General features: G+C 71.2%; 29 protein-coding genes. 8 read left to right on the top strand and 21 right to left on the bottom strand.

Features of this window, described 5'->3' with window-relative positions:
- Positions 1–111: 111 nt before the first annotated feature.
- The 5 genes from IF655_RS29290 to IF655_RS29270 are packed head-to-tail and all read right to left on the bottom strand — an operon-like array spanning position 112 to position 5,692.
- Positions 112–1,422: a DUF58 domain-containing protein gene (locus IF655_RS29290; protein WP_199588172.1), complete on the bottom strand. Its 1,311-nt coding sequence runs from the start codon at positions 1,420–1,422 to the stop codon at positions 112–114.
- Positions 1,422–2,414, bottom strand: coding sequence for a MoxR family ATPase (locus IF655_RS29285; protein WP_199588171.1), 993 nt, complete (start codon positions 2,412–2,414; stop codon positions 1,422–1,424). The genes IF655_RS29290 and IF655_RS29285 overlap by 1 nt, the downstream gene beginning before the upstream one ends.
- A complete protein-coding gene (locus tag IF655_RS29280; RefSeq protein ID WP_199588170.1) occupies positions 2,411–3,613 on the bottom strand; it encodes a DUF4350 domain-containing protein in 1,203 nt (400 codons plus the stop codon). Before IF655_RS29280 ends, IF655_RS29285 begins: the two co-directional genes overlap by 4 nt.
- Complete coding sequence (locus tag IF655_RS29275; protein ID WP_307815101.1) at positions 3,610–4,341, bottom strand: DUF4129 domain-containing protein; 732 nt, start codon at positions 4,339–4,341, stop codon at positions 3,610–3,612. Before IF655_RS29275 ends, IF655_RS29280 begins: the two co-directional genes overlap by 4 nt.
- 34 nt (positions 4,342–4,375) lie before the next feature.
- Positions 4,376–5,692, bottom strand: coding sequence for a hypothetical protein (locus tag IF655_RS29270; RefSeq protein WP_199588168.1), 1,317 nt, complete (start codon positions 5,690–5,692; stop codon positions 4,376–4,378).
- A gap of 137 nt (positions 5,693–5,829) precedes the next feature.
- Here IF655_RS29270 and mtnA point away from each other — a divergent pair, with 137 nt between their 5' ends.
- Positions 5,830–6,972, top strand: coding sequence for an S-methyl-5-thioribose-1-phosphate isomerase (gene mtnA / locus IF655_RS29265; RefSeq protein ID WP_199588167.1), 1,143 nt, complete (start codon positions 5,830–5,832; stop codon positions 6,970–6,972).
- 212 nt (positions 6,973–7,184) lie between these two features.
- Here the strand turns inward: mtnA and IF655_RS29260 are convergent, their stop codons facing one another.
- The 12 genes from IF655_RS29260 to IF655_RS29205 form a co-directional block, all read right to left on the bottom strand.
- On the bottom strand, positions 7,185–8,393 hold the full coding sequence (locus tag IF655_RS29260) for a tyrosine-type recombinase/integrase (protein ID WP_199588166.1): 1,209 nt from the start codon (positions 8,391–8,393) through the stop codon (positions 7,185–7,187).
- On the bottom strand, positions 8,393–8,581 hold the full coding sequence (locus tag IF655_RS29255) for a helix-turn-helix domain-containing protein (RefSeq protein WP_199588165.1): 189 nt from the start codon (positions 8,579–8,581) through the stop codon (positions 8,393–8,395). Before IF655_RS29255 ends, IF655_RS29260 begins: the two co-directional genes overlap by 1 nt.
- Positions 8,578–9,969, bottom strand: a complete 1,392-nt coding sequence (repSA, locus tag IF655_RS29250; RefSeq protein ID WP_199588164.1) for a replication initiator protein RepSA — start codon at positions 9,967–9,969, stop codon at positions 8,578–8,580. The genes IF655_RS29255 and repSA overlap by 4 nt, the downstream gene beginning before the upstream one ends.
- Entirely contained in the window at positions 9,966–10,661 is a 696-nt protein-coding gene (locus tag IF655_RS29245) for a DNA cytosine methyltransferase (protein ID WP_199588163.1), read from the bottom strand. The genes repSA and IF655_RS29245 overlap by 4 nt, the downstream gene beginning before the upstream one ends.
- Positions 10,658–10,828 carry a hypothetical protein gene (locus IF655_RS29240; protein WP_199588162.1) on the bottom strand — a complete coding sequence of 57 codons (171 nt, stop codon included), beginning with the start codon at positions 10,826–10,828 and terminating at the stop codon, positions 10,658–10,660. Before IF655_RS29240 ends, IF655_RS29245 begins: the two co-directional genes overlap by 4 nt.
- Positions 10,829–10,833: 5 nt before the next feature.
- Positions 10,834–11,016: a hypothetical protein gene (locus IF655_RS29235; protein WP_199588161.1), complete on the bottom strand. Its 183-nt coding sequence runs from the start codon at positions 11,014–11,016 to the stop codon at positions 10,834–10,836.
- A gap of 94 nt (positions 11,017–11,110) precedes the next feature.
- Entirely contained in the window at positions 11,111–11,428 is a 318-nt protein-coding gene (locus IF655_RS29230) for a SpdD protein (protein WP_199588160.1), read from the bottom strand.
- A 16-nt stretch (positions 11,429–11,444) separates the two neighbouring features.
- Positions 11,445–11,633, bottom strand: coding sequence for a mobile element transfer protein (locus IF655_RS29225; RefSeq protein ID WP_199588159.1), 189 nt, complete (start codon positions 11,631–11,633; stop codon positions 11,445–11,447).
- A gap of 19 nt (positions 11,634–11,652) precedes the next feature.
- Positions 11,653–12,315 (bottom strand): DUF2637 domain-containing protein, encoded by a 663-nt coding sequence (locus IF655_RS29220; protein WP_199588158.1) that lies wholly within the window; start codon positions 12,313–12,315, stop codon positions 11,653–11,655.
- Positions 12,316–12,320: 5 nt separating this feature from the next.
- Positions 12,321–12,497 (bottom strand): hypothetical protein, encoded by a 177-nt coding sequence (locus IF655_RS29215; protein ID WP_199588157.1) that lies wholly within the window; start codon positions 12,495–12,497, stop codon positions 12,321–12,323.
- Positions 12,498–12,511: 14 nt separating this feature from the next.
- Complete coding sequence (locus IF655_RS29210) at positions 12,512–13,852, bottom strand: FtsK/SpoIIIE domain-containing protein (protein ID WP_199588156.1); 1,341 nt, start codon at positions 13,850–13,852, stop codon at positions 12,512–12,514.
- Between the two features lie 2 nt (positions 13,853–13,854).
- Entirely contained in the window at positions 13,855–14,184 is a 330-nt protein-coding gene (locus IF655_RS29205) for a hypothetical protein (RefSeq protein WP_199588155.1), read from the bottom strand.
- Between the two features lie 190 nt (positions 14,185–14,374).
- Between IF655_RS29205 and IF655_RS29200 the strand changes: the two genes are divergently transcribed.
- Complete coding sequence (locus IF655_RS29200; protein ID WP_199588154.1) at positions 14,375–15,133, top strand: GntR family transcriptional regulator; 759 nt, start codon at positions 14,375–14,377, stop codon at positions 15,131–15,133.
- Here IF655_RS29200 and IF655_RS29195 read toward each other — a convergent pair whose 3' ends face one another.
- From IF655_RS29195 to IF655_RS29190, 3 genes are all read right to left on the bottom strand, one after another.
- Positions 15,134–15,742: a nuclease-related domain-containing protein gene (locus IF655_RS29195; RefSeq protein ID WP_242488984.1), complete on the bottom strand. Its 609-nt coding sequence runs from the start codon at positions 15,740–15,742 to the stop codon at positions 15,134–15,136. It abuts the gene before it with no gap.
- Between the two features lie 791 nt (positions 15,743–16,533).
- Positions 16,534–16,725, bottom strand: a complete 192-nt coding sequence (locus IF655_RS30900; protein WP_206776602.1) for a hypothetical protein — start codon at positions 16,723–16,725, stop codon at positions 16,534–16,536.
- A gap of 244 nt (positions 16,726–16,969) precedes the next feature.
- Positions 16,970–17,476, bottom strand: a complete 507-nt coding sequence (locus tag IF655_RS29190; protein ID WP_199588153.1) for a hypothetical protein — start codon at positions 17,474–17,476, stop codon at positions 16,970–16,972.
- A 444-nt stretch (positions 17,477–17,920) separates the two neighbouring features.
- On the opposite strand from IF655_RS29190, the gene mtrA reads away from it, so the two are divergent.
- From mtrA to IF655_RS29160, 6 genes are all read left to right on the top strand, one after another.
- Positions 17,921–18,610, top strand: coding sequence for a two-component system response regulator MtrA (mtrA, locus tag IF655_RS29185; RefSeq protein ID WP_190045392.1), 690 nt, complete (start codon positions 17,921–17,923; stop codon positions 18,608–18,610).
- A gap of 1 nt (position 18,611) precedes the next feature.
- Positions 18,612–20,594, top strand: a complete 1,983-nt coding sequence (gene mtrB, locus IF655_RS29180) for an MtrAB system histidine kinase MtrB (protein ID WP_307815100.1) — start codon at positions 18,612–18,614, stop codon at positions 20,592–20,594.
- Complete coding sequence (locus tag IF655_RS29175; RefSeq protein WP_199588152.1) at positions 20,584–22,410, top strand: LpqB family beta-propeller domain-containing protein; 1,827 nt, start codon at positions 20,584–20,586, stop codon at positions 22,408–22,410. Before mtrB ends, IF655_RS29175 begins: the two co-directional genes overlap by 11 nt.
- Before the next feature lie 210 nt (positions 22,411–22,620).
- The gene (locus IF655_RS29170) at positions 22,621–23,643 is read left to right on the top strand and encodes a ComF family protein (protein ID WP_199588151.1); all 1,023 of its coding nucleotides are present in this window, start codon (positions 22,621–22,623) and stop codon (positions 23,641–23,643) included.
- A 315-nt stretch (positions 23,644–23,958) separates the two neighbouring features.
- The gene (gene hpf, locus IF655_RS29165) at positions 23,959–24,654 is read left to right on the top strand and encodes a ribosome hibernation-promoting factor, HPF/YfiA family (RefSeq protein WP_199588175.1); all 696 of its coding nucleotides are present in this window, start codon (positions 23,959–23,961) and stop codon (positions 24,652–24,654) included.
- 201 nt (positions 24,655–24,855) lie between these two features.
- Positions 24,856–25,602, top strand: a complete 747-nt coding sequence (locus IF655_RS29160; RefSeq protein ID WP_199588150.1) for a response regulator transcription factor — start codon at positions 24,856–24,858, stop codon at positions 25,600–25,602.
- Positions 25,603–25,654: 52 nt separating this feature from the next.
- Here the strand turns inward: IF655_RS29160 and IF655_RS29155 are convergent, their stop codons facing one another.
- Positions 25,655–26,830, bottom strand: coding sequence for a winged helix-turn-helix domain-containing protein (locus tag IF655_RS29155; RefSeq protein ID WP_199588149.1), 1,176 nt, complete (start codon positions 26,828–26,830; stop codon positions 25,655–25,657).
- Positions 26,831–26,854 lie beyond the last annotated feature (24 nt).

The raw sequence follows: 26,854 nt of genomic DNA, 5'->3' as shown, positions 1-26,854 counted from the left end.
AGAGTAGGACGCCGCCGAACAAATTTTAGGGAAAACCCCCGCACCGTTGGTGCGGGGGTTTTCTGCGTTTACGGACCCTTTTCCCTTTCGCGGGGACAGGGGTACGCATTGTCAGAGCCGACCGGCCGCTTTCAGTGCGAGATATGCGTCCGCGACCGCGGGTGCCAGCTCGTCCGGTGTCGCGTCCACTACCGTCACGCCGTGGCGCCGCAGTTGATCCGCCGTCCGCTCGCGCTCACGCTGAGCCTGCGCGGCCGCCGCAGCCTCGTACACCGCGTCGACGTCGCCCCGTGCCCGCGCCATCGCCGCGATGTGCGGGTCGGCGACCGAAGCCACCAGAACCGTGTGACGGCTCGTTAGCTGGGGGAGTACCGGCAGCAGGCCCTCCTCCACCGGTGCCGCGTCGAGTGTGGTGAAGAGGACGACGAGGGAGCGACGAGAAGTCGTACGCAGGACCGTGGCGGCGAGGCCGCGGGCGTCGGTCTCGACGAGTTCCGGTTCGAGGGAGGCCAACGCGTTCACCAGTGCGGGCAGTACATCGCCTGCGGATTTCGCCTGGACGAGAGCACGTACCCGGCGGTCGTAGGCCAGCAGGTCCACGCGGTCGCCCGCGCGGGAGGCGAGGGCGCCCAGGAGGAGCGCGGCGTCGAGGGAGGCGTCGAGGCGCGGTGCGTCGCCCACGCGGCCGGCCGAGGTGCGTCCGGTGTCCAGGACGAGCAGGATGCGGCGGTCGCGCTCGGGGCGCCAGGTGCGGACGGCCACGGAGGACTGGCGGGCGGTGGCGCGCCAGTCGATGGAGCGGGTGTCGTCACCGGGGACGTACTCGCGGAGGCTGTCGAATTCGGTGCCCTCACCGCGTGTCAGGACGCTTGTACGACCGTCTAGTTCACGCAATCGAGCGAGTTTCGACGGGAGGTGCTTTCGGCTGGTGAACGGGGGCAGAACCCGTAGTGTCCAGGGGATTCGATGGGTGCCCTGACGGGAGAAGAGCCCGAGGGGGCCGTAGGAACGGATGGTCACGCGGTCGGCTTGGCGGTCGCCGCGGCGGGTGGGGCGCAGCCGGGTCGTAGCGCGGCGGCGTTCGCCGGGCGGGACGGTCAGGCGGTGCCGGGAGCTGTCCAGTTCGGTGCCTGGTTGCCAACTGCTGGGCGGCCAGGCGTCCCGCAGGCGAGCGCGCAGCAGGCGGCGGGACGGGTTGGTGACGGTGAGCGTGACATCGGCGGTGTCGCCGAGACGGACGGAGGTGTCGCCCGAGCGAGTGAGGAGGAGACGTCGCACGGGTGCGGCGAGAGCGAAGTCGCAGGCACAGGCCAGGGCCAGGGAGCCGTTGACCGCGAGGAGCCCGGTCCAACTGGGTTCCAGGACACCGACGGGCACGGAACCCAGGGCCGCGATCAGGGCGGCGCGCCCGGTGAGCGGCATCAGCGGGGCACCGGGACGTGGGCGAGGACGGAGTTGATGACGGAGTCGGTGGTCACGCCCTCCATCTCGGCCTCGGGGCGCAGTTGGACGCGGTGGCGCAGGGCGGGCAGGGCGAGGGCTTTCACATCGTCGGGGATGACGTAGTCACGGCCCGTCAGCCAGGCCCAGGCGCGTGCCGCCGCGAGCAGGGCGGTCGCGCCGCGAGGGGAGACGCCCAGGGTGAGGGAGGGGGACTCGCGGGTGGCACGGCAGATGTCCACGACGTAGGCGGTGATCTCGGGGGAGACGGTGGTCTTGGCGACGGCGGCGCGGGCCGCTTCGAGGTCGGCGGGACCGGCGACGGGACGTACCCCGGCGGCACGCAGGTCGCGGGGGTTGAAGCCGGAGGCGTGGCGGGTGAGGACGTCGATCTCGTCCTGCCGTGAGGGCAGAGGGATCGTCAGCTTCAGTAGGAAGCGGTCCAGTTGGGCTTCGGGGAGCGGGTAGGTGCCCTCGTACTCCACGGGGTTCTGGGTGGCGGCGACGAGGAACGGCTCGGGCAGCGGGCGGGGTGTGCCGTCGACCGTGACCTGGCGTTCCTCCATGGCTTCCAGGAGGGAGGACTGGGTCTTGGGCGGGGTGCGGTTGATCTCGTCGGCGAGAAGGAGGTTGGTGAAGACGGGGCCGGGCTGGAAGGAGAACGCGGCGGTGCGGGCGTCGTAGACCAGCGAGCCGGTGACGTCGCTCGGCATCAGGTCGGGGGTGAACTGGACGCGTTTGGTGTCGAGTTCGAGGGCCGAGGCGAGTGCGCGCACGAGGAGTGTCTTGGCGACGCCGGGGACGCCTTCGAGGAGGACGTGTCCACGGCAGAGGAGAGCGACGACCAGCCCGGTGACGGCGGGGTCCTGGCCGACCACGGCTTTGGCGATCTCGGCGCGCAGGGCTTCCAGGGAGGCTCGGGCGGTGTCCGCGTCCCCGGTGTTTCCGGCGTTGTCGGTGGTCGGGTCCGTCATGGACGGCGTACCTCGCTTTCGAGGGCGTCGAGTCGGTCGGTGAGGGCGACGAGGGCGGCGTCGTCGGTGGGCGGCGGTCCGAAGAGGAGGGAGTGCGCGGCGGGTTGGCGGTCGCCGTCCGCCAGGTGGGCGGAGAGGGCCGGGAGGAGGACCTCCGGCGTGTGGGCCTGGGCGGCGGGGACGCCGACGAGCGGGGCGAGGCGGGCGCGGGTCGCGGCGCGCAGGGCGTCGGCGGCGCGGTCGCGGGCGTCGGCCTTGCGGTAGAGGCGGGCGCGTCCTTCGGTGGTCTCGGAGGCGCGGATCGCGACGGGGATGTTCTCCGGGACGAGCGGGCCGAAGCGCCGTCCCCGCCAGAGTGCGGCGAGGAGTGCGGCGACGAACAGTTGCAGGGTGCCCCAGAGCCAGCCCGAGGGGAGCAGGTCGAAGAGGCTCTTGCGGTCCTGGGTGTCGGTGAGGGAGGAGTCGTCGAGCGAGGGGAGGTACCAGACCAGATGGGGCCGGGAGCCGAGGAGTTGCAGGGCGAGCGAGGCGTTGCCCTGCTGGTCGAGACGCTTGTTGAGGAGGATGTCGGGAGCGCCGAGGACGACGGTGTCGCCGTTGTGGGAGCCGGTCGGCAGGCGGAGCAGGGTGGCGAGGCGTTCGCTGGGGTAGCAGGTGTCCGCGCCGGGGACGGAGGTGCTGTAGCGGATGCCGCCGGTGTCGGCGCTGCCCGCGCGCCGGGCTTCGGGGAGGGAGCAGGCGGGGGCGAGGGTGGAGTGGTCGCTGGTGGCGGGGTCCGCGCCGACGCCGGGGGCGAGCCGGTCGATGGACCAGGGGCCGGGGGCGACGAGGACTGTGCGTCCGCCGGAGGACTGCGTGGCGGTGTAGAGCAGCGCCTGTTGACGCAGGCTCAGCAGGTCGGGTGCGGCGACGAGGAGGGTGGTGCGGGGGCCGGCTGCGGCGCGGGCGGCGGTGGGTGTGGTGACCACGCGCGTGGAGACCCCGTGGTCGGCGAGGAGTTCGGCGACGGCGCGGCTGCCGTAGGGGTCGGCGGAGCGGGGGTCCAGTTCGCCGTGGACCGAGTGGGAGCGGATGGCGGCCATGGCGATGGCGCCGGTGAGGATCAGCAGGAGGGCGATCAGGAGACCCCGTCCGCGGGTCCACATCTGGCGGGCGGTGAGGGAGGTCGACCTGGGCGACGGCATCGCCTCGGCGGTCATCCGGCGTCCCCCTGGTGGGGGGCGTGGTCCGCGAGGACGGGGCGGGCGCGCTCGATGTCGAGGTCGAGTGCGCTCAGGCGCCGGTACGTGTCCTCGCTCGCGCTGCGGCCGCCGTATGTGACGTCGTCGAAGTCCCGGGCCGCCGAGCGCAGTCGGTCGGCGTGGTCGGGCAGGGCGTGTCCGGCTTCCGCGGCCGCTTCGTCGGCGGTGCGGCCGGGGCGGGCGTCGAGCAGGGTCCGTTCCTCCAGGGCGCGGACGACGGCTCGTACGCGCTCCTGGACGGCCTGGTTCCAGTGGCCCTGGGCGGCGTGTGCCTCGGCGGTGGCGCGGTGGTCGGCGGCGGTGCGGGGGCGTTCGGCGAAGAGGGGCGCGGCGGAGGCGGGCGTGCGGTGGGGGGTGCCGAGCCGCCACCACAGGGCGGCGAGCAGGGCGACGACGCACAGCACCACGACGACGAGCCCCAGTGTGCCGCCCGGGGTCGCGGTGGCGGCGCGGCCGAACAGCCGGTCCAGCCAGTCCCAGAAGGCGTCCAGGGCGCGCTGGAAGAGGCTGGGGTCGTTCTCGTGGTACATCGGCTTGGACAGTTCGCGCCGGGCCGCCTCGCGCGCGGGATCGCGCGGGACGGTGACCGGTGGTCCGTCGCCGGAGCCGCCGAGTGCCAGGGTCGGGTGTGCCGCGCGCAGCAGTAAGCGGGCGGCCGACGCGGTGGCGGTGTGCAGAGCGGGCACCGCCGTGAGAACTCCCCCCGTCAGGCTCACCGCATCAGCTTCCCGGTACGGGCGCCGGGCCCGTGCCGTGGTCCTGGACTCCGGCGGCGCGGGCCAGTTCGAGGTCGAGTGCCTCGCGGCGGATGCGCTGGTCGATGTAGAGCAGGACGGCGATGCCGGCGTTCAGCGGGATCGTGATCGTGGAGGCGATCACCGAGCCGATGCCGGAGATGATCAGGAACGACCAGCTCAGGTGTCCGTCGCCGGTGCTGAGCGTGTCCAGCAGGTTGCCGTTGTTCAGGGCGAACGCGATGGCGAGGAAGGGGATCGCCAGGATCGAGGAGACGACGTTGGTGATGATCCAGGCGAGTGCCTGGATGCCGAAGACGCGCCACCAGGAGCCGTTCACCAGCTTCGTGGAGCGGCTCATCGACTTGAGGACGCTCTGCCGTTCCAGCATGAGCGCGGAGGGGGCCAGCGAGTAGCGCACCATCAGCCATACGACGACCAGGAAGGCGCCGAGGAGACCGGGCAGGAGCGCGAGTGCCGTGGCGGCGGTGGAGCCGCCGGTCGTGCCGATCAGGATGCCGGGTGCGAGGCCCACGGCGAAGATGCCGAGGAGCATGGCGCTCAGCAGCAGGAGCAGTCCGAGCAGGCGGGGCAGCCGGGGGCGGGCCTGGCGCCATGCCTCGCCGATGCTGACGGGTCGGCCGAGGACGGCTTGGCTGGTCACGCTGGTCAGCAGGCCGGTGGCGAAGAGCGAACCGAGCAGGAGGATGGCTGCCACGGCCAGGCTGTTGAGCGTGTCGTTGCCGAGCGTGCGGCCCAGTTCGTTCGCGGTGAGGGTGGGGTCGCTGAAGGTGACGGTCTCGTCGAGGACGAAGCCGCGCAGCAGCAGCGTGATCACCTGGACGACGACGGCGACCGTCAGCGAGATGCCGAGGACCGTGCGCCAGTAGGTGCGCATGGTCGAGACGGCGCCGTCGAGTATCTCGCCGACGCCCAGCGGGCGCAGCGGGATGATGCCGGGCTTGGCCGCGGGCGGCGGACCGCTCCAGCCGCCTCCCCAGCCGCCGGGGGTGCCGTGGCCGCCGCCGTATCCGTTCGCGTATCCGCCGGGATGCGGGGCGCCCCAGCCCGGTCCGGGCGGGGGAGGCGGCGGGGTGTGACCCGGCGCCTGCGGACCGGTCGGAGCGGACCACTGGGCGGGCGGGGGCTGTCCCTCGGCCCACTTCGCGCCCGTGTCCGGCGCAGACGCCTCGGGCTGCTTCGCCCCGGGTTCGGCGGGTTCGGCGGGACCGGTCGCGCCCGGCTCCCGCCCCTCGGACGACGGGGTCGATCCGGGCGACGCCCAGCCCGGAGTGTCACTCATCGAAGCTCCTTAACGGTGCCCGCGTGATCGCGGCGGCAGGTTGGCAGCCATCGTGCCATGGGGCGGTCGTCGTGTGACCGGCCGAGGTGGAGCCGTACTCCGTCAATTGTCCGCCGGATCCGGGGCAGACTCATCGCATGGCTGATCAGCACGCGCGACCGGGCGAGGACAAGCGGCCGACCGAGATACCCGTGATCCGTTGGGAAGAACCACCCGAAGGACCCGTACTGATCCTTCTCGACCAGACCAGGCTGCCTACCGAAGAGGTGGAGCTGGTGTGCACCGACGCCTCCGCGCTGGTGGAGGCGATCCGTTCGCTGGCCGTGCGCGGGGCGCCCGTGCTCGGTATCGCGGGGGCGTACGGTGTCGCGCTCGCCGCCGCGCGCGGGTTCGACGTGGACGAGGCCGCGCAGGCGCTGGTGGACGCCCGTCCGACGGCGGTGAACCTGTCCGTCGGTGTGGACCGGGCCCTGACCGCGTACCGGGCGGCGCTCGCCGTCAGCGGTGACCCGACCGTGGCGACGACGGCGGCGCTGGACGCGGCGCGGGCGCTGCACCAGGAGGACGCGCGGGCCAGTGCCCGGATGGCCGCGCACGGGCTGGCGCTGCTGGACGAGCTGCTGCCGGGCGGCGGTCACCGCGTCCTGACCCACTGCAACTCCGGCGCGCTGGTGTCGGGCGGGGAGGGCACGGCGTTCGCGGTGGCGCTGGCCGCGCACCGGGCGGGGCAGTTGCGGCGGCTGTGGGTGGACGAGACGCGCCCGCTGCTCCAGGGCGCCCGCCTCACGGCATACGAGGCGGCGCGCAGCGGGATGGCGTACACGCTGCTCACGGACAACGCGGCCGGTTCGCTGTTCGCGGCGGGCGAGGTGGACGCGGTGCTGATCGGCGCGGACCGGATCGCGGCGGACGGCTCGGTGGCCAACAAGGTCGGCAGCTATCCGCTCGCGGTGCTGGCGCGCTACCACCACGTGCCGTTCATCGTCGTGGCCCCGCTGACCACGGTCGACCCCGCGACCCCGGACGGCGCCTCCATCGAGGTCGAGCAGCGCCCGGGGTACGAGGTGACCGAGTTCAGCGTGCCGCAGGTGCCGGTGGCGGGACCGGGCGGCGGCGTCCCCGTGGCACCGCTGGGCACGCAGGCGTACAACCCGGCTTTCGACATCACACCGCCGGAACTTGTGACGGCGATCGTCACCGAGGAGGGCACGGTTTCTCCGGTGACGGCCGAGTCGCTGGCCAGGCTCTACGCGAAGTCGGAGCGGCAACCGGCCCCGTGAGTCAACCCCGTCGGTGTCCACGGCGTCGTTCTCGGGGGGACCGGGGCAGACAGTGACGCCCCGGTACGACTATCGTCACAGGCCAGTGAGCCTGCTCACCTGCGCCTCTGCAGTCGTTACGAGAATGGGATGCTCTTGCCCTGATCAACGGCAACGGCCCCCCGACCTGCGCGGAAGCGCGGGGCGAAGGGCCGTGACATCCAAATGCGACATCAGTCGCCGGGTGGAGTCGAGCGGGACGCCTCCAGCTCGCGGAGGCGGGCGGGCTGCCGCAACAGGCGGTCGAGTTGGCCCACGGCCTCGATCACGTCGGGGTCGAGGGACTCGGCGTAGATGTCCATGGTGGTGGCAATCCGGCTGTGTCGCAGGATGGTCTTCACGATCCGGGGGTGCACCCGGAGATGGACCAGGAGGGTGCCGCACGACTTGCGCAGCCCCTTCGGGTTCATCTTGCCCAGACCCTCAGCCTGGATGATCCGCTGCATCACGAGGTAGAGATGCGCGGTCTGGAGCGGGCGCCCGGTCCGGGTGACGAACACGTGCCCCTCGGGGTCATCGAACCAGAAGCGGCCGAGGCGCTCGGCCCGGTCATGAAGCATGGCTGTGCGCATCCGGGTCCACCGCAACGGCGCGATGCACTGCGCGGGCAGCGGGAGAGGGGCCTTTGAGGTGTCGGTCTTCAGCTCCGCGTCAATGGTCCCGGCGCTGGTGCGCTGCCGCTGCTGCTCAACCCAGATGACCCGGTTCTCAAGGTCGATGTTCTCCCAGCGCAGGCCGCACACCTCGGCACGACGCAGGCCCAGGAGGCACAGCAGCAGGAACGCCGGGTAGTACGGCGTCAGCCGGCGCGCGGCAGCCAGGAACCGGAGCACCGTCACGGCGTCCCAGCTCTTCCCGCTGTCCGTACTTGCCCGCACATGCACGAGCTTGGCCACGTTCCGAGTGACCCCGATGTCTTCCACCATGGCGGCCGTGAGCGCCGCTGAGAGGACGCGGAGAGCCCGCTTGGCGGTCTTGGCCCCTTGGTCCTCCATGAGGCGCTGCATGACCCCGCGAAGCTCCTTGACGCCCAGCTTCACCATGACCTTGGAGCCCAGCCGGGGACGCAGGTGCAGACGCACGGGAGACTCGTATGCGTCGTAGCTGCTCGGCGCCAAGTTCGGCTTGACGATGACCTCAAGCCAGTAGTCGAACCACTGACCCAGCGTCATGTCCCGAGTCGGCGTTGGGATGCCTCCGTTGGCCCGGTCGATCAGCTCGCGGCGCTTCCGGTCGCACTCCTCGAAGGACCGGCCGTAGGCGAACTTCCGCTTCACCGTCCCGTCCGGCTGCGGGACGTAGACGGCAGCCTGATAGCGGCCGTCGGCCCGCAGGGTGACCGTGCCCGCGCCGTTCGGATTGCGCTTGCGGCGCCGGGCCATCAGGACGCCTCCTCAAGCCGGGTCCGCACGTACTCCCGCAGCGCGCTTTCTGGGATGCGGCGGCACCGCCCCTCGGTGAACGACACGAGCCGCTTGGAGCGGATCAGGTCGTAGACCTTGCTGCGACCGAGCTTCAGCCGCGCCATGACCTCCGGCACGGTGAGCAGTTCGACAGGTGCGGTGGTCACGCGGCGGCTCCTTCCAGGTCGAACAGAGCGGGCAGTTCCTCGCGGGCGGCTTCGCGGTTGTGCTGGATGTCGCGGCGGATGTTGGCGGCGAGCCAGGATTCGCCGGGGGTGTGGCCGTGGCCGGCGTAGGCCCAGTGCGCGAGCGTGAGGGTGGTGGCCTCTTCGTCGTCGGGGGCGGGCAGGCCGAGGGCGGCACGTTGCTGGCTCGCGCGGTAGTCGGCGCGGACCTGGCGGAGGGCGCCGAGGGTGGTGGAGTAGCGGCGGGACTTGGTGGAGAAGTGCCCGCGGAAGCCGAGCATGTGGGCCCAGTCGCGCAACTTCCGCTCGGGGTAGAGCGGGTGGAGGTCGAGGCAGGCGGCGATGAGCCGGGCCGGGTGCTCGGGCACGTCGAGCAGGGCGAGGGCTTCCTTGTTGCCGATGCGGCGGTCCACGGTCCCCGTCGTTTCGGCGGCCTTGGTGGCGTACTTGGCGACGTAGGAGGCCACGGCCTGTTCTGTGATCTCCGAGCCGTCCCCGAAGGCGCGGATAGGGCGCACGTCGATCTGCTCGCCCCACCGCAGGGTCCGAGCGGGCTGGTCCCGGGCGGGGTCCACGTCTACGGCGACGCGGGCGGCGGCGGCGCGGATCGCGGCGTCGAGAAGGTCGCCGGTGGCCCAGGGCGGCGGCGGGTCGTCGGGCCCTTCGGGGCCGTCGAAGCGGATCACGGCGTGGAAGTGCACGGCGCCACGCTTTTGGTACTCCGCGACCTTCCCGAAGGAGATCCGGGACTCTTCCTTCGCGGTCTTCTGGGTGAGCCCGGCGGCGCGGGCGATCTCGCGGCGGAGGTAGATCGTGAAGTAGCGCCACAGGTCGGAGGCGTGGTTGTTCCACAGCACCGCGCCCGCGTAGTCGTAGCTGTCGGGGTCGAGCGGCGTACCTAGCTCTGGGGCGTCCTCGGCGTGCCGGGTGCCGCAGCGGCAGGGCCGGTTGCCGGGGCGGTTGTGGACCGGGCCGAACGACGGGGCGGTGAGGGTTGCGAACACCCGCGGGTGGTCGCGGATGGTGGTCGGGGTGCCCTTGTCGGGGTCTCCGACGAGTCCGGCGCGGATCAGGTGGTAGGTGTCGCCGGCGTAGGTCCAGGCGCACGAGGGGCAGCGGGAGGCGCGGCGGTTGCCGCAGGCGATGCGGAGCCGACCGCCGGGCTCAGTGTCGGTCGAGTAGCGGTGCAGGACGTGGCCGGTCGAGGCGTCGCGGGTGACGGTCGCGCCCTGAAGGTGGATGGGGTCGGTGCAGCCGCCGGTGCGGCGGATCTGGTCTTGGATGCGGTCGAAGCCGGGAGACCCGGCCAGCCTCAGCACGTCGGCGAGGGTGGCCGGGTCCAGGCCCGCCGCGGTGGCGGTGTCGGTCACGCAAGCACCTCCTGGCGGGCGGTCAGGAAGGCGTTGCCGATCCAGCGGGTGTAGGCGGGCGGGATGGCTTCGGTCAGTTCCTCGCGCACGTCGGTCCAGGTGATGCCCATCGCGGCTTGCATCTCGGGCACGGTGGCCTTGCCTCCGCCGTTGCCGTAGGCGGCGACGTAGGGGCCGTCCCGGCGGACGCCGTGGCGGTGACCGCGCACGTAGCCGCGGTGCCGGGGGTGGGCGGGTCGGGCGGTGGACCAGCGGCCGAGTTCGAAGTTGCGGTGCCGTAGGACGCCGAGCTTGAACATCTCGCCGCACAGCGAGAGGTCTTTGCGGATCTCCGCGCGACCGTTGGGCTGCTCGATCACGTACGGCAGGCCGGTGGCGTCGAGGAGTTCGCGGGTGGCCGCCACGAGGTCGGTGTGCGTGCCGCCCCAGCCCTGCGAGGCGTTCGTGCCCACGGTGAGGGCGCAGCCGGCCTGGCAGGGCGGGGAGGCGTGCACGAGGGTGTACCGCTCGATCTCGCCGGTGGCGATCAGGTGGGCGAGGTAGGCGAGCGCGTCGCCCCGGTGGTAGGTGAACGGGTAGCGGGGGCGGTCGGTGATGTCGCAGCCGTCGACCTGGAATCCGGCGCGGTGGTAGCCCATGGCGGCGCCGCCGGCGCAGGAGAACAGGTCCAGCACGCGAGGTCGGGCGGTCATCGGTCGCCCTCGCTCTCGGCGTGGGCGTCGAGCCACTGTTCGGCGCACACCTTGTGGACGGGCTTGCCCTTGTCGGAGCGGAGTGGGGTCGGCTTGTCGCACAGGACGCACGGCTTGTCGCCGGTGTGATCGAAGTGCTCGGGCGAGCGCCAGTCGAGGAGAGCCACGGCGCTCACCGCCCGGCGCGAACGAGGCCGGCGGCGGGGGCGTGGTGGCCGGTGCCCTGGCAGGCGGGGCAGTCGACGCGGACCAGGACGCGGCTGCCGTCGAGGGTGCGGGCGCCGGTGGTGACCATGGCCGAGGCGTGACCGTCGCAGTCGCGGCACACGCGCGGGGTCGGGGCGTGCTGAGGCATGATGGGGCTTCCCTTTCGGGTCCTTTGGATCAGGAAGGTGGGAAGGCACCCGGAGCGGACGAAGTTTGGCGACAGAGGCCGCTCCGGGGGCCGTTCAGCGGTGGTTGTGCGAGTCCTTGACGAGCGAGCGCAGGACGACGGCGCAGATCGCGACGGAGACGCCGGTGATGGCGACCGCCAGGAGCATGGAGACCAGCACGGCACCGACGACGAGGACCACGGCGGTGCCGCCGCCGACGAGCGCCAGGGTGCTGCCGGGGGTGAGCTGAACCACCGGCCGGTTCGACGCCGGAGCCGAGGCCGGGACGACCGGGGTCGGCGTGGTGGTGGCCGGGGTGCTCGCGGACACGGTGGGCGCCGGGGCAGGCACGACCGGGGCGGTGTCGGTGGGCGGGTACTTCGGGGTGAACATCAGGTCTGTCCTCCTGTCAGGGGTTGCAGCGGTGGGTGCGGGCGGCGAGTTCGGCGGCGGAGCGGTCGGCGTAGTCGGCGGAGAATCCGCAACCGGGGGCGGAGCAGGCGGCGGTGTGCCGGGTACGGCCGCGGCCGTCGTGATAGGTGGCGACGGTGACCGGGCCGAAGCGGCGTACGTCACGGAACCGGCGGTACACGCTCATGGATCAACCTCCTTCCGATTCAGGTGAGTTGAAGTTGTGCGGCGATGGCGTGGCAGGTCGGGGCGGGCAGGCCGAGCCGGGCGGTGAGCGCGTCGGCGGTGATCGGTTCGCCAGTCGACTTGTGGTGGGCGTCCGCGATGGAGCGGGCGTGGTCGAGCAGGGCCGCCGGGACCGTGGGAACCGGAGCAGGCGGCTTGACCGGCGCCGGAGCCAGCTCCGCAGGAGCGGACACGGGCGCCGGGGTGGTGTCGGTGCGGTGCATCTCGACTTCCGGCGCGGCCGGTTCACGGTCCGGCGCGGTGTTGTCCTCGGGCGAGGCATCCGGTCGGGGCGCGTGGACCAGGAGGGTTCCGCCGAGGAACGCGAGCGCGGGCCAGCCAGCGACGAGGATGCGCAGCCAGGCAGGCACCTGATCGAGATCGAGCAGACCCGCGGTGGCGACGTTGGCGCCGAGCGACGCGGTGAGCGCGATGGCGAACCAGGTCCACGAGGACCGGTCCCGGCCCGCGCGCAGCCGACGCCAGGCGGCCACCAGCAGCAGGTCGACGGAGACGGGGTAGGCCCATGCCTTCCAGCCGGACTGCCCGGCAGCGGCGGCCAGGTCATGCAGGTGAGCGAAGGACAGCGCCCCGGCGATCACGGCCTGAATCAGCACGGCGTCGAGTCGGATCGAACGGTTCACGGCGATCACTCCCCGTCCGGCGCTTCGCCGGAGCCCAGGCAGGACAGGCACAGCGCAGCCTGTCGGTCATCGGTGGCGCGGCCCTTGCGGGCGCCGACGCGAACGGTCTCGGTGACCTCACCCTTGCCGTCGCAGTCGGGGCAGGGGACCGGCTTCGGCGGGATCTTCTTGCGCGTGGCCATGACGACTCCCCCTCTCAGTCCGTGACCGGGACCGGCTTGACCAGCGACGGACCCGGCTCCGGGACGATCGCGGGCACGTGCGGGCGGTACGGGTCGAGGGCGGGAAGGTCCGGGACCAGGTGGGCGAACTCCCGGCACACCGCAGCCACTTCGGCGCGCGAGATGTGTGGGGTGCGGATCTTCGCCCAACCCCCGGTCGAGTCGGTGGCGACCGCCGTACCGGGACGCTCGGCGGGAATCATGGAGGCCGTCAGCACGGCGTCGGGGGCCACGTCCGCGAGACCCATCTCGGCGGTCTGCTTGTCGTTGACCCGATGCACCACCCGCCCGGTGAGCTGGGCACGGAGCATGGTCGCCCCGCGTCCGAGTTCGGAGCCGAAGCGCTGCCCGCACACCTCCAGATGAATCCCGACCGCACGCGCCATCTGCGCGAGCCGGATCAACGCGGTCACGATCCGCTCCCGGCGCTCCTCATCCTTCTTCGAGGAGATCAAGAACAGCTCCGCCACCTCGTCCACCAGGACGACGACCGGCACCGGCCGTAACGCGACCGGGAGGTCCCACATGTCGGAGACGCCGTGCAGGCTCAGCAGGTCGAACCGGGACTCCATCTCACCCACGAGCACGTCCAGCAGCGACGCCGAAGCATCGGGCGTGGTCGCCAGCGCCGACAGCCGGGGCGCGTACGCGGACTGTTCCACGCCGAGCTTGCAGTCGATCCCGACCAGGGCCACCGGCAGCTTCGCCAGACCCTTGATGAGGTTGCGCTGGTAGACGGACTTTCCCGAGTTGTTCGCCCCGAGGGTGAGTGCCATGGGGACCTTGCGGTAGTCCCGCACGAACGCGGTCCCGTCCTCCCTGAGCGCCACCGGCACCGCCAGTCCCTCAGCATGAGCCCTGCGGGGCATCCGTACCCGGCGCAGCACGTCATAGCCGGTCATCCGCAGCTCGACATGGCCGGGCTTGGTCTCCGCCACGGTCACCGAGTGCACGCCCCAGGCGTGGCGCAGCCGCTCCGAGGCGGCCACCAGGTCGGCCGGTTCGAGGCCGGCGGGCAGGCGCAGGGTCACCCGCAGCCCAGTCGAGGTCCCGCGGACCCGGCGCACCTTCGGCGGGACCGGCTGCACCTCGGTGTGGGCGACGTTCCGGGCCAGGAACGCCCGGAGGCGGGACGGCTGAACCGTCAGCCCGCACACGTCCATCGTGGACTGGTAGGAGATCGTGAACCGGCCCCAGGTGACCGGCAGCCCGACCAGCGACCAGTACACGCGCGGCGCGTACACCTTCGCGTACCCGAGACCGCCAGCGCCCGCGAGGACACCAGTGGTCTCCAGCACCGTGGACAGGTCGGTCATGGTCAGACCGCCGGGGTGATCGCGACCGCGCGGAACGAGATCCCGTGCCGCTTCTGCCCGTTGAACTCGTTCTCCCAGTCCCGCGCCTTCAGCCCGACGACCCGCACCGGGGTACCCGGGGTCAGGCCCTCCGGGCAACCGGTCTCCGGGATGGTGACCTGGTAGAGGTTGCCCTCCCCCTCGTCGGAGACCAGCAGACCCACGGTCGAGAGCGGGGCCCCGGTCTCCCGGTCCATCGCGCGCTCACCGGTCTTGGCGTTCGCCAGCTTCGGCGTCGGCGCGGTCGCCACGAACACCACAGCGGTCGAAACGTCGATCTTGAACGACGGCATACAGCACATCCCTCGCTCTGGGAGGCCACCCTTCGCAGCCTCTCTAGACATCTTTAGCTTGGCGCCACCTGTCTAGAGATGTCAAGAGAGATGTATAGAGATGTTGGTTGGCCTCGATCGCGGTCACACGCAAAGAGCAGGCGACCTAGCTATGGCCTAGGCTGTCTAGAGAAGAGAGGAGGGCTCCGGAATGGCCAACACCGACGACGACCGTCGGCCGAAGTACCAGCGGATCGCGGACACCCTGCGGGAGGCGATCCAGTCGGGCGAGTACGGTCCGGGTGATCGGCTTCCGGGGGAGAACGAGTTGATGGCCGCGCACGGCGTGGCCCGCATGACCGCCCGACAGGCACTGAGCGTGCTCCGTGACGAGGGTGTGGCCGAGGCCCGTAAGGGCGCCGGCGTCTTCGTTCGAGCATTCCGCCCGCTTCGACGCCGAGGCATCCAGCGGCTGTCGCAAGAGCAGTGGGGCAGCGGCCGGTCCATCTGGTCCGCAGACATCGAGAACCGCGCTCTGGAAGTCGACCAGGTCACCGTGTCCGAGGAGACGGCTCCGGACCACATCAGCGCTGTCCTGGATCTGGGCGACGACGACACGGTGTGCGTCAGGCGGCGGCGCTTCGTCCTTGACGAAAAGGCCGTGCTGCTGGCCACCAGCTATCTGCCCATGTCGGTGGTCGCCGGGTCCGCGATCACCCAGGAGGACACCGGGCCGGGCGGCACCTATGCCAGGCTTGCCGAACTCGGACACAAGCCGGTGCACTTCCGCGAGGAGATCCGCTCCCGGATGCCGTCGAAGGACGAGGCCGCACGGCTGAGCATGTCCGCAGGCACGCCGGTCATCCTCATCTGCCGCACCGCGTTCGCGGACGAAGGACGCCCCGTAGAGGTCAACGAAATGACGTTGGACGCTGCCTCGTACATCCTGGAGTACGACTTCGACGCCTGATCAGCCGGACCAGGTTCGAGCGCGTCGCGCCACCTCGTATATGCGGGACACCTGATCGGCCGAGAGGGTCGGCGTCAGCCCGGACAGCACCCGGTCGAGGTGGTCGACCTCCAGGACGAGCACCGGCGGATTGGCCATCTTGACGGTGAGCTTCGCCGCGTGCACGACGGAGATCACGGGCCGCACGGGTACCTCGAAACCGCAGTGCGCAGCCAGGACGCGAGCGACTTTGCGTGCCTCGGACTGGCTGGCGGCGATGTGGCGGGTGGGAGCGCGGTTCACGGTGACGGCTCTGTCGCCGTACCAGACGGTCTTTCCCGGGTGCCGCTTGGAGTTGATGGAGAAGACGCCGGCCGGGCCGATGGCGAGGTGGTCGATGTCCGTGCCGGTGGCCCACTGGACTGCGTGCAGAGTGAGCCAGCCGTGGCCCCGAAGTCTCTTGAGCCGCCTGGCGGTGAGCTGTTCGCCCTTGAGTCCGGACACCCAGTTGGAGATCTCCGAATGGGGGCGCCACCGGTCGATCAGTCTCAGCACGGGGTTCGGCTGTAGCTCGCAGATCTTGCGGCGCACCGCGTCGCCCGGCCGGTTCCGCGCCAAGTCATCCGGCAATGGCTGCACCCTGCCCCCTCACACGTCGCTGCGCTGCTGCAAGACGACCACGAAGGCGGCTTGTCTGCCCAGGACCAGATCAGCCAGGAGTTGTTACAGGTTTCTCTACCTCATCAAGCCCCGGCTGCGCTCCGCTCCGCCGGGCGCGCTTCCCGGCTCCGCTGCGCGCTGCGCTCCTGCCTTCGGCCCGCTCCGCGCACGCTGCACCGACGCGCGCCCACGCAAGGGAAGGGGCAAAGGCCATGAGGCGAGCACCGCACAGCGGGGGCACGGTCAAGGCAATGCCCCCGGCGGGGGATCGGCCGGCACCGGGGGGAGAGGGGCGCCGTTCCCATCCGCGGGCGCGTAGTGGCGTGCGCAAGGTGCTCCCGTCCCGTACGCCATCGACCCAGGCAGAGCCGAGCAGACGCGGCCCATGGCGTCCAGGTCGTTCGTACAGTGGCGCGCTCCACCTGGACGCCATGAACCACGTCCGCTCCACGGTGTGTGGGTCGACGGCGTACGGGACGGGAGCTGGGGAAGGGGGTGGCTGAGGGAAGCGCTATTCCCTGCCCCGATTCGCTGGCGATCAGCGTAGCGTCGTACGCTGAGAGCGCGCCTACGGGATTCGTTCGAGTGAGGGAGCCGTGGCCCTCTGGACAGAGAAGCCGCGATCCGGTCCAATGACACTCCTCTGGACGGCTGAACGCTCGACCGCAAGGGCAAACGGAGGAGGGGTGAAAGGCCGATGGCCCTCCACCCCTCGCGGGTAAAACTGGCGCTAGATGGCTGCAACCATCAAAGCGCCTTGGCTAGGCAGTACGCGCCTGGCTCGGCGTCCGGTAGGCGCATTCGCCCTTGCGGTCGATGCACGGCGGGAACGTGGCACCCACCTCGTGAAAGGTGGAAACGCCGTACTGGTCGGAGTAGATGCCGGTCGCGGGAACGCGCTGGCCGGTCTTCCACTCCCCGTTGGGGCCCTTCGGCCCGTGTCGTCGGTTCATGTCGCTTCTTTTCTGTGAGTTGATTCGGTGAACGTCGTTGACCTGAACACGCGGAGGCCCACGACTCAGGGCGAAACGACCTCCGCTACGTGCGTGTGTGGAAGCGGCTGGTTCGAGCTGCGCGTGCCTGGCAGCGCTAAGCAAGGCGCTGTCTGTATGCGCTCCGATGGCTCGATCTCCGGGTACGCAGGACAGCCCCACTGTATGGAGTGTGGGATTCCGTGGGCTCCTCGGTAGGGCGACGCTAATCTTCAACACCGCCCCCTGTGGTGCTCTCCCCTTCGAGGGAATCCAAGACCATGGCCTTCGGAACCCATGACCTATCCGGCATGCGGCCAACTAGGCCAGCCTTGAGTGCCCGTTGGTAGATCATGTTGATGGCGGACTTTGGGGTCCGCCAGTTCGGATCGACCCAGCCTCGACGCTTCCACTCTTCAATGATCTCGGGCATGCGCATCGGCCGTTGAGCCTCGATCAAGATCTGCGCGGCCCGGCGGACGGACAGGGACGGTTCTCCCCGTCTGCGCGTTGCGGGGGCATCGCCCAGCGGTGAGGCGCCGGAGTTCTCGACGGCGGGCTGTAGCTCCACGGTCTGACCGGTGTCTCCCGGCTCCACGATCTGTTTGAGTCCATACACGATGGATCGCAGGTGGTGCACACGGCGCTGCGCCTCGTGAAGCTCAGCCTCAGCTTCGACGAGTTGCCGTTTCGCCACCCCCAATGCGTCCCATAGCGCCTGGTTCTCTCCCATGATCCTTACGGTACCACATCTGAACGCGCGGGTGGCAACGTTTAAACGAGGCGTTCGCGTGTGGCCCGTTAATCGCCTTAGGTAAGGCAAGTCTGACCTTGGAATGCACGGTATTTGCGTCCCGATCGGGCTTCATGGAGGTGCGTGCGTCGCGCTCTGGCGTCGAACAAACGGGCGAGATGCAAGGTTGAACGCCTCAGACCCGCCCCTGAACAGGCGTGGGCGGCCGTTGAGGCTTAGGAGAGACTTCAGAGGCTCGTGGAATCGGGGCGCACTACAGGGGTGTACGGACATCACGGCCGCTGAGGTGGGTTGCTCGTAGCTGACATCCACCCCTGACATCAACGCCCACGGACAGGGGCAGACAGTGACCCCTCGGTACGACTATCGTCACAGGCCAGTGAGCTGCCTCACCTGCGCCTCTGTCGTCGTTACGAGAATGGGATGATGTCGTTTATGAAGGGACGAGTCCTTGTCGTCGACGACGACACCGCACTGGCCGAGATGCTCGGCATCGTGCTGCGTGGTGAAGGTTTTGAGCCGTCTTTCGTAGCCGACGGGGACAAGGCGCTGGCCGCTTTCCGGGAGTCCAAGCCGGATCTGGTGCTGCTGGACCTGATGCTGCCCGGACGGGACGGCATCGAGGTCTGCAGGCTGATCCGGGCGGAGTCCGGGGTGCCGATCGTGATGCTCACGGCGAAGAGCGACACCGTCGACGTGGTCGTCGGCCTGGAGTCAGGTGCCGACGACTACATCGTCAAGCCGTTCAAGCCGAAGGAGCTGGTCGCCCGTATCCGGGCGCGGCTGCGGAGGTCGGAGGAGCCGGCGCCGGAGCAGCTCACCATCGGTGACCTGGTGATCGACGTGGCCGGGCACTCCGTGAAGCGCAACGGGCAGTCGATCGCGCTGACCCCGCTGGAGTTCGACCTGCTGGTCGCGCTCGCGCGCAAGCCCTGGCAGGTGTTCACCCGTGAGGTGCTCCTGGAGCAGGTGTGGGGCTACCGGCACGCCGCCGACACCCGGCTGGTCAACGTCCATGTGCAGCGGCTGCGTTCCAAGGTCGAGAAGGACCCGGAGCGCCCCGAGATCGTGGTGACCGTGCGCGGCGTCGGCTACAAGGCCGGACCGAGCTGACGTGTCGGGGGCTTCGCGCCGTGCGCGTCTGCTGCGCGGCGGGCTCCAGCGCAGCCCGTTCGTGCGCCTGTTCATCCGCTGGGTGCGCCGTCCGCTGCTGCCCCTCATGCGGCTGTGGCGACGCAACATCCAGCTCAGGGTCGTCGCCACGACCCTGCTGATGTCGCTCGGCGTCGTCCTGCTGCTCGGCTTCGTCGTCATCGGGCAGGTGCGCAACGGTCTGCTGGACGCGAAGGTGAAGGCGTCCCAGAGCCAGGCCACCGGCGGTTTCGCCGTGGCACGGCAGCAGGCCGACGAGGCCGCCGCGGGCGCCACCGGCACCGGGAGCGGCGGCGACATCGTCTCCGGCACCGACGGACAGCCCTCGCAGAACGTCATCCAGTGGATGAGCGACCTCGTGGAGTCGCTCTCCAGCGGTGGCGCGGGCGCCTTCGACGTGGTGACGCTGCCCGTGGGCGACGACACCGGCGGCGGCCGCAGCCCGCGCGGTTCCGGGTACGTCAGCCCGACCGACAGCGTGCCCGCGGCCCTGCGCGAGCGGGTCAACGGCAGCACGACCGCCGCGCAGAGCTACACCCGCATCGTCTACAGCAACGGCAAGGAGTCGCAGCCCGCGCTGGTCATCGGCAAGCAGGTCAACGACCCGAACAGCCACCCCTACGAGCTGTACTACCTCTTCCCGCTCACCCAGGAGGAGAAGTCCCTCAGCCTGGTCAAGGGGACCCTCGCGACCGCCGGGCTCTTCGTCGTCGTCCTGCTCGGCGCCATCGCCTGGCTGGTCGTACGGCAGGTCGTCACGCCCGTGCGGATGGCCGCCGGGGTCGCGGAGCGGCTGTCCGCAGGGCGGCTGCAGGAGCGGATGAAGGTCACCGGCGAGGACGACATCGCGCGCCTGGGCGAAGCCTTCAACAAGATGGCGCAGAACCTCCAGCTCAAGATCCAGCAGCTCGAGGACCTCTCGCGGATGCAGCGGCGGTTCGTCTCCGACGTCTCGCACGAGCTGCGCACCCCGCTGACCACCGTCCGCATGGCCGCCGACGTCATCCATGAGGCGCGCGAGGACTTCGACCCGGTGACCGCGCGCTCCGCGGAGCTGCTCGCGGACCAGTTGGACCGCTTCGAGTCGCTGCTCGCGGACCTCCTGGAGATCAGCCGCTTCGACGCCGGAGCCGCCGCGCTGGAGGCCGAGCCGATCGACCTGCGCGAGGTCGTACGGCGCGTGGTCGGCGGCGCGGAGCCGCTGGCCGAGCGCAAGGGCACCCGGATACGCGTCACCGGTGACGCGCAGCCCGTGGTGGCCGAGGCGGACGCCCGGCGCGTGGAGCGGGTGCTGCGCAACCTGGTCGTCAACGCCGTCGAGCACGGCGAGGGCAAGGACGTGGTGGTCAAGCTGGCCGCGGCGGGCGGCGCGGTCGCCGTCGCGGTGCGCGACTACGGCGTCGGGCTCAAGCCCGGCGAGGCCACCCGCGTCTTCAGCCGCTTCTGGCGAGCCGACCCGGCACGCGCGCGCACCACCGGCGGCACCGGTCTCGGTCTGTCCATCGCCCTGGAGGACGCCCGGCTGCACGGCGGCTGGCTGCAGGCGTGGGGCGAGCCCGGCGGCGGTTCGCAGTTCCGGCTGACGCTGCCCCGGACCGCCGACGAACCGTTGCGCGGCTCGCCGATCCCGCTCGAACCCAAGGACTCGCGCCGCAACCGGGAGACCGGTCGCGAGCGCGCCGCGCAGAAGCGGGCCACCGTGCCCGCGCAGGCGACCGAGACGCAGCGGGCGCCGCTGCCGCCGCGCCAGGCCGTCGCCACGGCCGACCCGACCGCGCTGCCCGGCAACGGCAACGGCGCACGGGTGGTGCCCCGGCCCGCGAACGGCGCCCGGCGCACCGACGACAGAGCTCCGGGCCCGGCGCCCGAGGCGGAGAGCGGTCCTCCGGGGGCGGCCGCACAGCAGGACTCGTCCGAGTCAGGGGAGGCAGTGAGTGGTCGCTGACCGCGAGGGGGGCGCCCGGCGCCGGCCGGGACGCGCGGTGGCGTACGCCGTATGCGGGGCCGTCCTGCTGTCCGGATGCGCCTCGATGCCCGACAGCGGCGATCTGCGCAACGTCGAGTCCACGCCCCGGCAGGACACCGGGGTGCGGGTCTTCGCGGTGCCGCCCGCCCAGGGCGCGTCGTCCAGCGCGATCGTGCAGGGCTTCCTGGAGGCTCTGACCAGCGACGATCCGCAGTACGACACGGCCCGCAAGTATCTGACGCCCGCGGCCGCGCGCGCCTGGCGGCCGGAGCGGGCGACCGTGCTCGCCGACGGTCCGAGCGTCCTGCCGACCGCGCCGGAGCAGTCCGGGCACCAGCCGGACACCTATGTCCTGGAGGGCCGCAAGGTCGCCTCGGTCGACGGCGACCACGCGTACAAGCCCGCGGCGGGCGCCTATCGCAGCAAGGTGCATCTGTCGAAGGACCCCAAGAGCGGCCAGTGGCGCATCGACGCGCTGCCCATGGGCGTCGTCATGGGCAAGTCCGACTTCCAGCGCAACTACACCTCGGTCGACAAGTACTACTTCGCGACCCACACCCGGGCAGGTTCGAACGGCCGTCCGGTCGCGGTCGCCGACCCGGTGTTCGTGCGCAGCAAGGTCGACCCGATGACCGAGATGGTGCGCTCGATCCTGAAGGGCCCGACCACCTGGCTCGAACCCGTGGCCAGGTCCAGCTTCCCGACCGGTACGGCACTGCAGCGCGGGGTCTCGGGGCTGGCGCCCGACGACCAGAACCGCCTGGTCGTGCCGCTCAACGCGAAGGCGGCGCAGGTCGGACGGGCCCGCTGCCGCGAGATGGCCACCCAGTTGCTGTTCACCCTGCGGAACCTCGCGCCGACCCTGGAGACGGTCGAGCTGGAGGGACCCGGCGAGCGTCGGCTGTGCGATCTGGACGAGGACGGGGCGGAGAACGTCGCCTGGCGCGCCTCGGCGCAGAGCCCGCAGTACCTCTACTTCCTCGACGGCAAGCACCGGCTGGTGCGGATGCCGACGGGCGCGGGCGGGACCAGCGCGACCCCGGTGCCGGGCGCCTTCGGCGAGGGCACCAAGGAGATGCGGTCGGTGGCCGTCTCGCGGGACGACCACACCGTGGCCGGGATCTCGGCAGACGGTCGGGCGCTGTACGTCACGCCGCTGGCCGCCGCGGGCACGCTCGGGGAGCCCGTGGTCACCAGCATGGGGGCGACCGAGGACGCGCGGCTGACCCGGCCGAGCTGGGACGCGCGCGGTGACCTGTGGGTGGCCGACCTGAACCCGGCGGGACCGCGGCTGTACGTCGTGGACCAGGACACCGGGAAGCCGGTGACCGTGACGCTGCCCAAGCTGAGCGGGCGGATCACCGATGTGCGGGTGGCCGCCGACGGGGTGCGGGTCGCGCTGGTCGTGGCCTCGAAGGACGACAAGCAGTCGCTGCTCATCGGGCGGATCGAGCGCGGGGACGACGCGGGCGACGCCCCGGCGGTCGTCGACACGCGTCCCGCCGCGCCCGACATGGAGCTGGTCACGGCGATGACCTGGGCCGGGGACAGCAGGCTCGTTGTGGTCGGCCGCGAGCAGGGCGGTGTGCACCAGATGCGGTACGTCCAGGTCGACGGCTCCACGCTGGAGGGTCCGGCGCCCGCCGCGCTGTCCCGGGTGACGGCGATCGCCGCCGCCGAGGACGAACGGGCGCCACTGGTCGCCTCCTCGGAGGACGGCATCGTCCGGCTGCCCTCGGGTGCGCAGTGGCAGAAGGTCGACAAGGACGGGACGGCGCCGGTCTATCCGGGGTGAGGCGGGTCCTACGACCCGTGAGCGGTCCGGCTACGGCTCGTGAGCGGCCCGGATTCCCGTGGGGGGTCCGGGCCGCTTTCGTGTCCGGCCGGGGTTTCGTGTGTGCTTCTCACTCGTGCGGGTGAGGGCTGTCGGGCGGGGGCTTCGGTTGTCCACAGGGCGTCGTCCACAGGGGTGGCCGGGAGGCCGGAGGCTCGGCACAGTGGAGCCATGCGGGGATGGTGGCGGGACCTCACGGACCTGGTGCTTCCGGCCGACTGTGAGGGCTGCGAGGCGCCGCGCACGGTGCTGTGCCCACGGTGCCGGAGGGCGCTGGGCGGTGCGGCACCGCGCCGGGTGCGGCCGTCGCCCGAGCCGCCCGGGCTGCCGGTGGTGCACGCGGTGGCGCCGTACGCCCGGGAGGTGCGCTCGCTCATCCTCGCGCACAAGGAGCGGGGCGCGCTGGCGCTCACGGGAGCGCTGGGTACGGCTTTGGCAGAGGCCGTGCGGGTGGGGTTGGGATCGATGGGGCTGGAGCCGACGGGACTTGGGTCGATAGGACTCGGGTCGGCGGGACTAGGGCCGCCGGGACTCGGGTCGGCAAGGCTTGGGTCGGCGGGGCTCGGGCTGACGGGGTTCGGGTCGACGGATTTCGGACGGGTGAGACAGGGAGGAGCACAGCTCGGGCCGCCGCACGAGACGGCTCACGGACCACCGGGTCCGGTGATCCTCGTGCCACTGCCCTCCGCGCGGGCGGCCGTGCGGGCGCGGGGGCACGATCCGGTGCGGCGGATGGCGCTCGTCGCCGCCGGGCGGCTGCGGCGCGGTGGCACACCGGCGAGGGTGGCGGCCGTCCTGCGGCAGCGGCGGGCGGTCCTGGACCAGGCGGGACTCGACGCGCGGGAGCGCCGGGAGAACCTGGCCGGCGCGCTGGAGGTGACGGCGGGCGGGGCGCGGCTGCTCGGCGCGGGACGGGTCGTGCTCGTCGACGACCTGATGACCACGGGCGCGACCCTCGCGGAGGCGGCGCGGGCGCTGCGGGAGGCGGCCGGTTCGCATCGCGGAGAGAGAACGTCCGTGTACCCCGGCGGAACTCGGGAAGGAAGGTGGAAACGAGAGACAGGGGCCCGATCGGAGAGCGGAAACTCGGTGCAGGGTGCACCGGAAAAGACGGCACCGAAGGCCACCGGAGTGGCACTCCGGGCGGCGGTGATCGCCGCGCCCCCGGATTCTTTCGAAATAGCCAGGAACTGAGCTTCTACCAGCGTCGTTGCAGGTAGCAGGAGCGGAAATTCACCTGAACGGAGGTACGCCGCAGTAGAGGGTGACGACATACGTCCGGGCGAGATATGTTCGGTTGTGAGGAAAGGCGCAGGCCAGACCTCGCATATCCGAATGCCGCGCCGCGTGATTTCCGCAATCACCCGCGCCGGCGGGATGGAGATCTCGCCCACGGGGGAGGAGGAGGTGGACGTCACCGAGTCCGAAGGTTCCGGGGCCCACCGGGACCTGGTGCAAAAGGGAGATGCTCCGCCGCTGCTGCGGGGCTATCCGGGAACGGAGTTCTGCGTGGACATCGTCGTCAAGGGCCGCAAGACCGAGGTGCCCGAGCGGTTCCGCAAGCACGTGGCCGAGAAGCTGAAGCTGGAGAAGATCCAGAAGCTCGACGGCAAGGTGATGAGCCTCGACGTCGAGGTGTCCAAGGAGCCGAACCCCCGCCAGGCCGACCGCTGTGACCGAGTGGAGATCACGCTCCGCTCCCGCGGTCCGGTGATCAGGGCGGAAGCGTCCGCCAGCGACCCGTACGCGGCACTCGACATGGCCGCGGAGAAGCTGGAGGCAAGGCTGCGCAAGCAGCACGACAAGCGAGTCGTGCGCCGGGGCGCACGACGCATCCCGGCGGCCGAGGTGCCCGACGTCGTGCCGGGCGTGGCGACGCTCTACCCCGACGGCGTTCCGGTTCCGCCCGCGGAGTCCGACGGCGGTGTGCCGACCAGGAAGATCGGCTCGCTGGAGGTCACGGGCGAGGGCCCGCTCGTCGTCCGCGAGAAGACCCACGTCGCCTCTCCGATGACCCTTGACCAGGCTCTCTACGAGATGGAACTGGTCGGCCACGACTTCTATCTGTTCGTCGACTCCGAGACCAAGGAGCCGAGCGTCGTCTACCGGCGACACGCCTACGACTACGGCGTCATCCACCTCAGCACGGACCCGATGGTGGCGGAGGTGCAGCCGCCCGCGGCGGGCGGCACGCTGGGCGGCTGATCCGGCCCGGCGAAGCGGAGCGGGTGCCCCTGGAGCGCGTGTGCGCCCCCAGGGGCACCGGTGTGCGACCACTTCACGCCCCGCTCGGCACCGCGGCGGCGTCCGGGCATGAAATCATGACCGCACCGGCCCAACCGGTGGGCCGCTGCCTTGGGTTGGCGATGGCAGGACCACAGGCCACAGCCTTCAGGGGGAGGAACGATGGCGGACACCTTCGGACCCATGCGTGACCCGGACGCCGACCACGGTGACCTCGGCCGGGATCCTGATGCGGGTGCCCCGCGCGCGGAGCCGATCAGAGTGCTGGTCGTGGACGACCACGCCCTCTTCCGCCGAGGTCTGGAGATCGTGCTCGCCGCCGAGGAGGACATCCAGGTCGTCGGCGAGGCGGGCGACGGCGCCGAGGCAGTGGACAAGGCGGCCGACCTGCTGCCGGACATCGTGCTGATGGACGTGCGGATGCCAAGGCGCGGCGGGATCGAGGCGTGCACCTCCATCAAGGAGGTCGCCCCCAGCGCCAAGATCATCATGCTGACGATCAGTGACGAGGAGGCCGACCTCTACGACGCGATCAAGGCGGGCGCGACCGGCTACCTCCTCAAGGAGATCTCGACCGACGAGGTGGCCACGGCCATTCGCGCGGTGGCCGACGGGCAGTCGCAGATCAGCCCGTCCATGGCGTCCAAGCTGCTCACCGAGTTCAAGTCGATGATCCAGCGCACCGACGAGCGCCGACTGGTGCCCGCGCCCCGGCTGACCGACCGGGAGCTGGAGGTCCTCAAGCTGGTCGCCACGGGGATGAACAACCGGGACATCGCCAAGGAGTTGTTCATCTCCGAGAACACCGTGAAGAACCACGTGCGCAACATCCTGGAGAAGCTCCAGCTCCACTCCAGGATGGAGGCCGTGGTCTACGCGATGCGGGAGAAGATCCTCGAGATCCGCTGACCCCGGGCCGACGACCCCGGGCCAGTGACTACCGACCGGCGCCCGCCGGTGCTCAGGCCAGCGCGCGGGCCAGTACGGCGGCCAGCGGCGCGCGGAGTTCGGGCTCCGTCACGCGCTCCACGCGGACGTCCGTGCAGTCCACCCAGCTCGCCGCCTCGATCAGCGCGTCGGCGACCGCCGCCACCGCCTTCGGGCCGTCCAGCGTGACCTGCCGGGCCACCAGCGTGCGCCCCTCGCGCGCGGGGTCCACCCGGCCCACCAGCCGCCCGCCGGAGAGCACCGGCATCGCGAAGTAGCCGTGGACCCGCTTCTGCTTGGGGACGTACGCCTCCAGGCGATGGGTGAAGCCGAACAGGCGCTCCGTACGGGCCCGTTCCCAGATCAGCGAGTCGAACGGGGAGAGCAGCGTCGTACGGTGGCGCCCGCGCGGCGGCGTGGCGAGGGCCACCGGGTCCGCCCAGGCGGGCTTGGACCAGCCCTCGACCTCGACCGGCACCAGACCCGAGTCGGCGATCACCGCCTCCACCTGCTCGGCCTTGAGGCGGTGGTAGTCCGCGATGTCCGCGCGCGTGCCGACGCCCAGCGACTCACCGGCCAGCCGGACCAGGCGGCGCAGGCACTCGGCGTCGTCCAGCTCGTCGTGCAGCAGGGCGTCCGGGATGGCGCGCTCGGCGAGGTCGTACACCCGCTTCCAGCCGCGCCGCTCGACGCACACCACCTCGCCGTACATCAGCGCGCGCTCGACGGCGACCTTGGTGCCGGACCAGTCCCACCACTCGCTGGTGCGCTTCGCGCCGCCCAACTCGGTCGCGGTGAGCGGTCCTTCGGCCTGGAGCTGCTTGATCACCTGCTCGTAGGTGCCCTCGGGCAACTGGTGGTTCCAGTGCGGGCGGGAGCGGTAGGCGCGGCGGCGGAAGGCGAAGTGGGGCCACTCCTCGACGGGCAGGACGCAGGCGGCGTGCGACCAGTACTCGAAGGCGCGGGTGTCCTGCCAGTAGGCCGACTCCACGGCTTGGCGGCCGACGGCGCCGAGGCGGGCGTACGGCACCAGTTCGTGGGAGCGGGCCAGCACCGAGATGGTGTCGAGCTGGACCGCGCCCAGGTGCCGCAGCACCCCGCTCACCCCCGCCCGCCGGTCGGGCGCGCCCAGCAGTCCCTGGGCCCGCAGGGCGATACGGCGGGCGTCGTCCGCGGTGAGGGTGGTGGCGGGGCGCGGCAGGGTCGTCATGGTCGCCGACGATAGAGGGTGGCA

The sequence above is a fragment of the Streptomyces sp. DSM 110735 genome (assembly GCF_016482685.1).
Taxonomy (GTDB): domain Bacteria; phylum Actinomycetota; class Actinomycetes; order Streptomycetales; family Streptomycetaceae; genus Streptomyces.
This window is presented reverse-complemented; position numbering and strand designations above follow the sequence as displayed.

Bases quoted from the DNA above. Each gene is read 5' to 3' on its own strand.
- IF655_RS29210 (WP_199588156.1), bottom strand. From the start codon at position 13,852: ATGACCGACCTGTCCACGGTGCTGGAGACCACTGGTGTCCTCGCGGGC.
- IF655_RS29200 (WP_199588154.1), top strand. From the start codon at position 14,375: ATGGCCAACACCGACGACGACCGTCGGCCGAAGTACCAGCGGATCGCG.
- IF655_RS29215 (WP_199588157.1), bottom strand. From the start codon at position 12,497: ATGGCCACGCGCAAGAAGATCCCGCCGAAGCCGGTCCCCTGCCCCGAC.
- IF655_RS29205 (WP_199588155.1), bottom strand. From the start codon at position 14,184: ATGCCGTCGTTCAAGATCGACGTTTCGACCGCTGTGGTGTTCGTGGCG.
- IF655_RS29270 (WP_199588168.1), bottom strand. From the start codon at position 5,692: ATGAGTGACACTCCGGGCTGGGCGTCGCCCGGATCGACCCCGTCGTCC.
- IF655_RS30900 (WP_206776602.1), bottom strand. From the start codon at position 16,725: ATGAACCGACGACACGGGCCGAAGGGCCCCAACGGGGAGTGGAAGACC.
- IF655_RS29170 (WP_199588151.1), top strand. From the start codon at position 22,621: ATGCGGGGATGGTGGCGGGACCTCACGGACCTGGTGCTTCCGGCCGAC.
- IF655_RS29285 (WP_199588171.1), bottom strand. From the start codon at position 2,414: ATGACGGACCCGACCACCGACAACGCCGGAAACACCGGGGACGCGGAC.
- IF655_RS29290 (WP_199588172.1), bottom strand. From the start codon at position 1,422: ATGCCGCTCACCGGGCGCGCCGCCCTGATCGCGGCCCTGGGTTCCGTG.
- IF655_RS29280 (WP_199588170.1), bottom strand. From the start codon at position 3,613: ATGACCGCCGAGGCGATGCCGTCGCCCAGGTCGACCTCCCTCACCGCC.
- IF655_RS29260 (WP_199588166.1), bottom strand. From the start codon at position 8,393: ATGGCCCGGCGCCGCAAGCGCAATCCGAACGGCGCGGGCACGGTCACC.
- IF655_RS29190 (WP_199588153.1), bottom strand. From the start codon at position 17,476: ATGGGAGAGAACCAGGCGCTATGGGACGCATTGGGGGTGGCGAAACGG.
- IF655_RS29225 (WP_199588159.1), bottom strand. From the start codon at position 11,633: ATGAGCGTGTACCGCCGGTTCCGTGACGTACGCCGCTTCGGCCCGGTC.
- IF655_RS29160 (WP_199588150.1), top strand. From the start codon at position 24,856: ATGGCGGACACCTTCGGACCCATGCGTGACCCGGACGCCGACCACGGT.
- IF655_RS29235 (WP_199588161.1), bottom strand. From the start codon at position 11,016: ATGCCTCAGCACGCCCCGACCCCGCGCGTGTGCCGCGACTGCGACGGT.
- mtnA (WP_199588167.1), top strand. From the start codon at position 5,830: ATGGCTGATCAGCACGCGCGACCGGGCGAGGACAAGCGGCCGACCGAG.
- IF655_RS29155 (WP_199588149.1), bottom strand. From the start codon at position 26,830: ATGACGACCCTGCCGCGCCCCGCCACCACCCTCACCGCGGACGACGCC.
- IF655_RS29245 (WP_199588163.1), bottom strand. From the start codon at position 10,661: ATGACCGCCCGACCTCGCGTGCTGGACCTGTTCTCCTGCGCCGGCGGC.
- IF655_RS29230 (WP_199588160.1), bottom strand. From the start codon at position 11,428: ATGTTCACCCCGAAGTACCCGCCCACCGACACCGCCCCGGTCGTGCCT.
- mtrA (WP_190045392.1), top strand. From the start codon at position 17,921: ATGATGTCGTTTATGAAGGGACGAGTCCTTGTCGTCGACGACGACACC.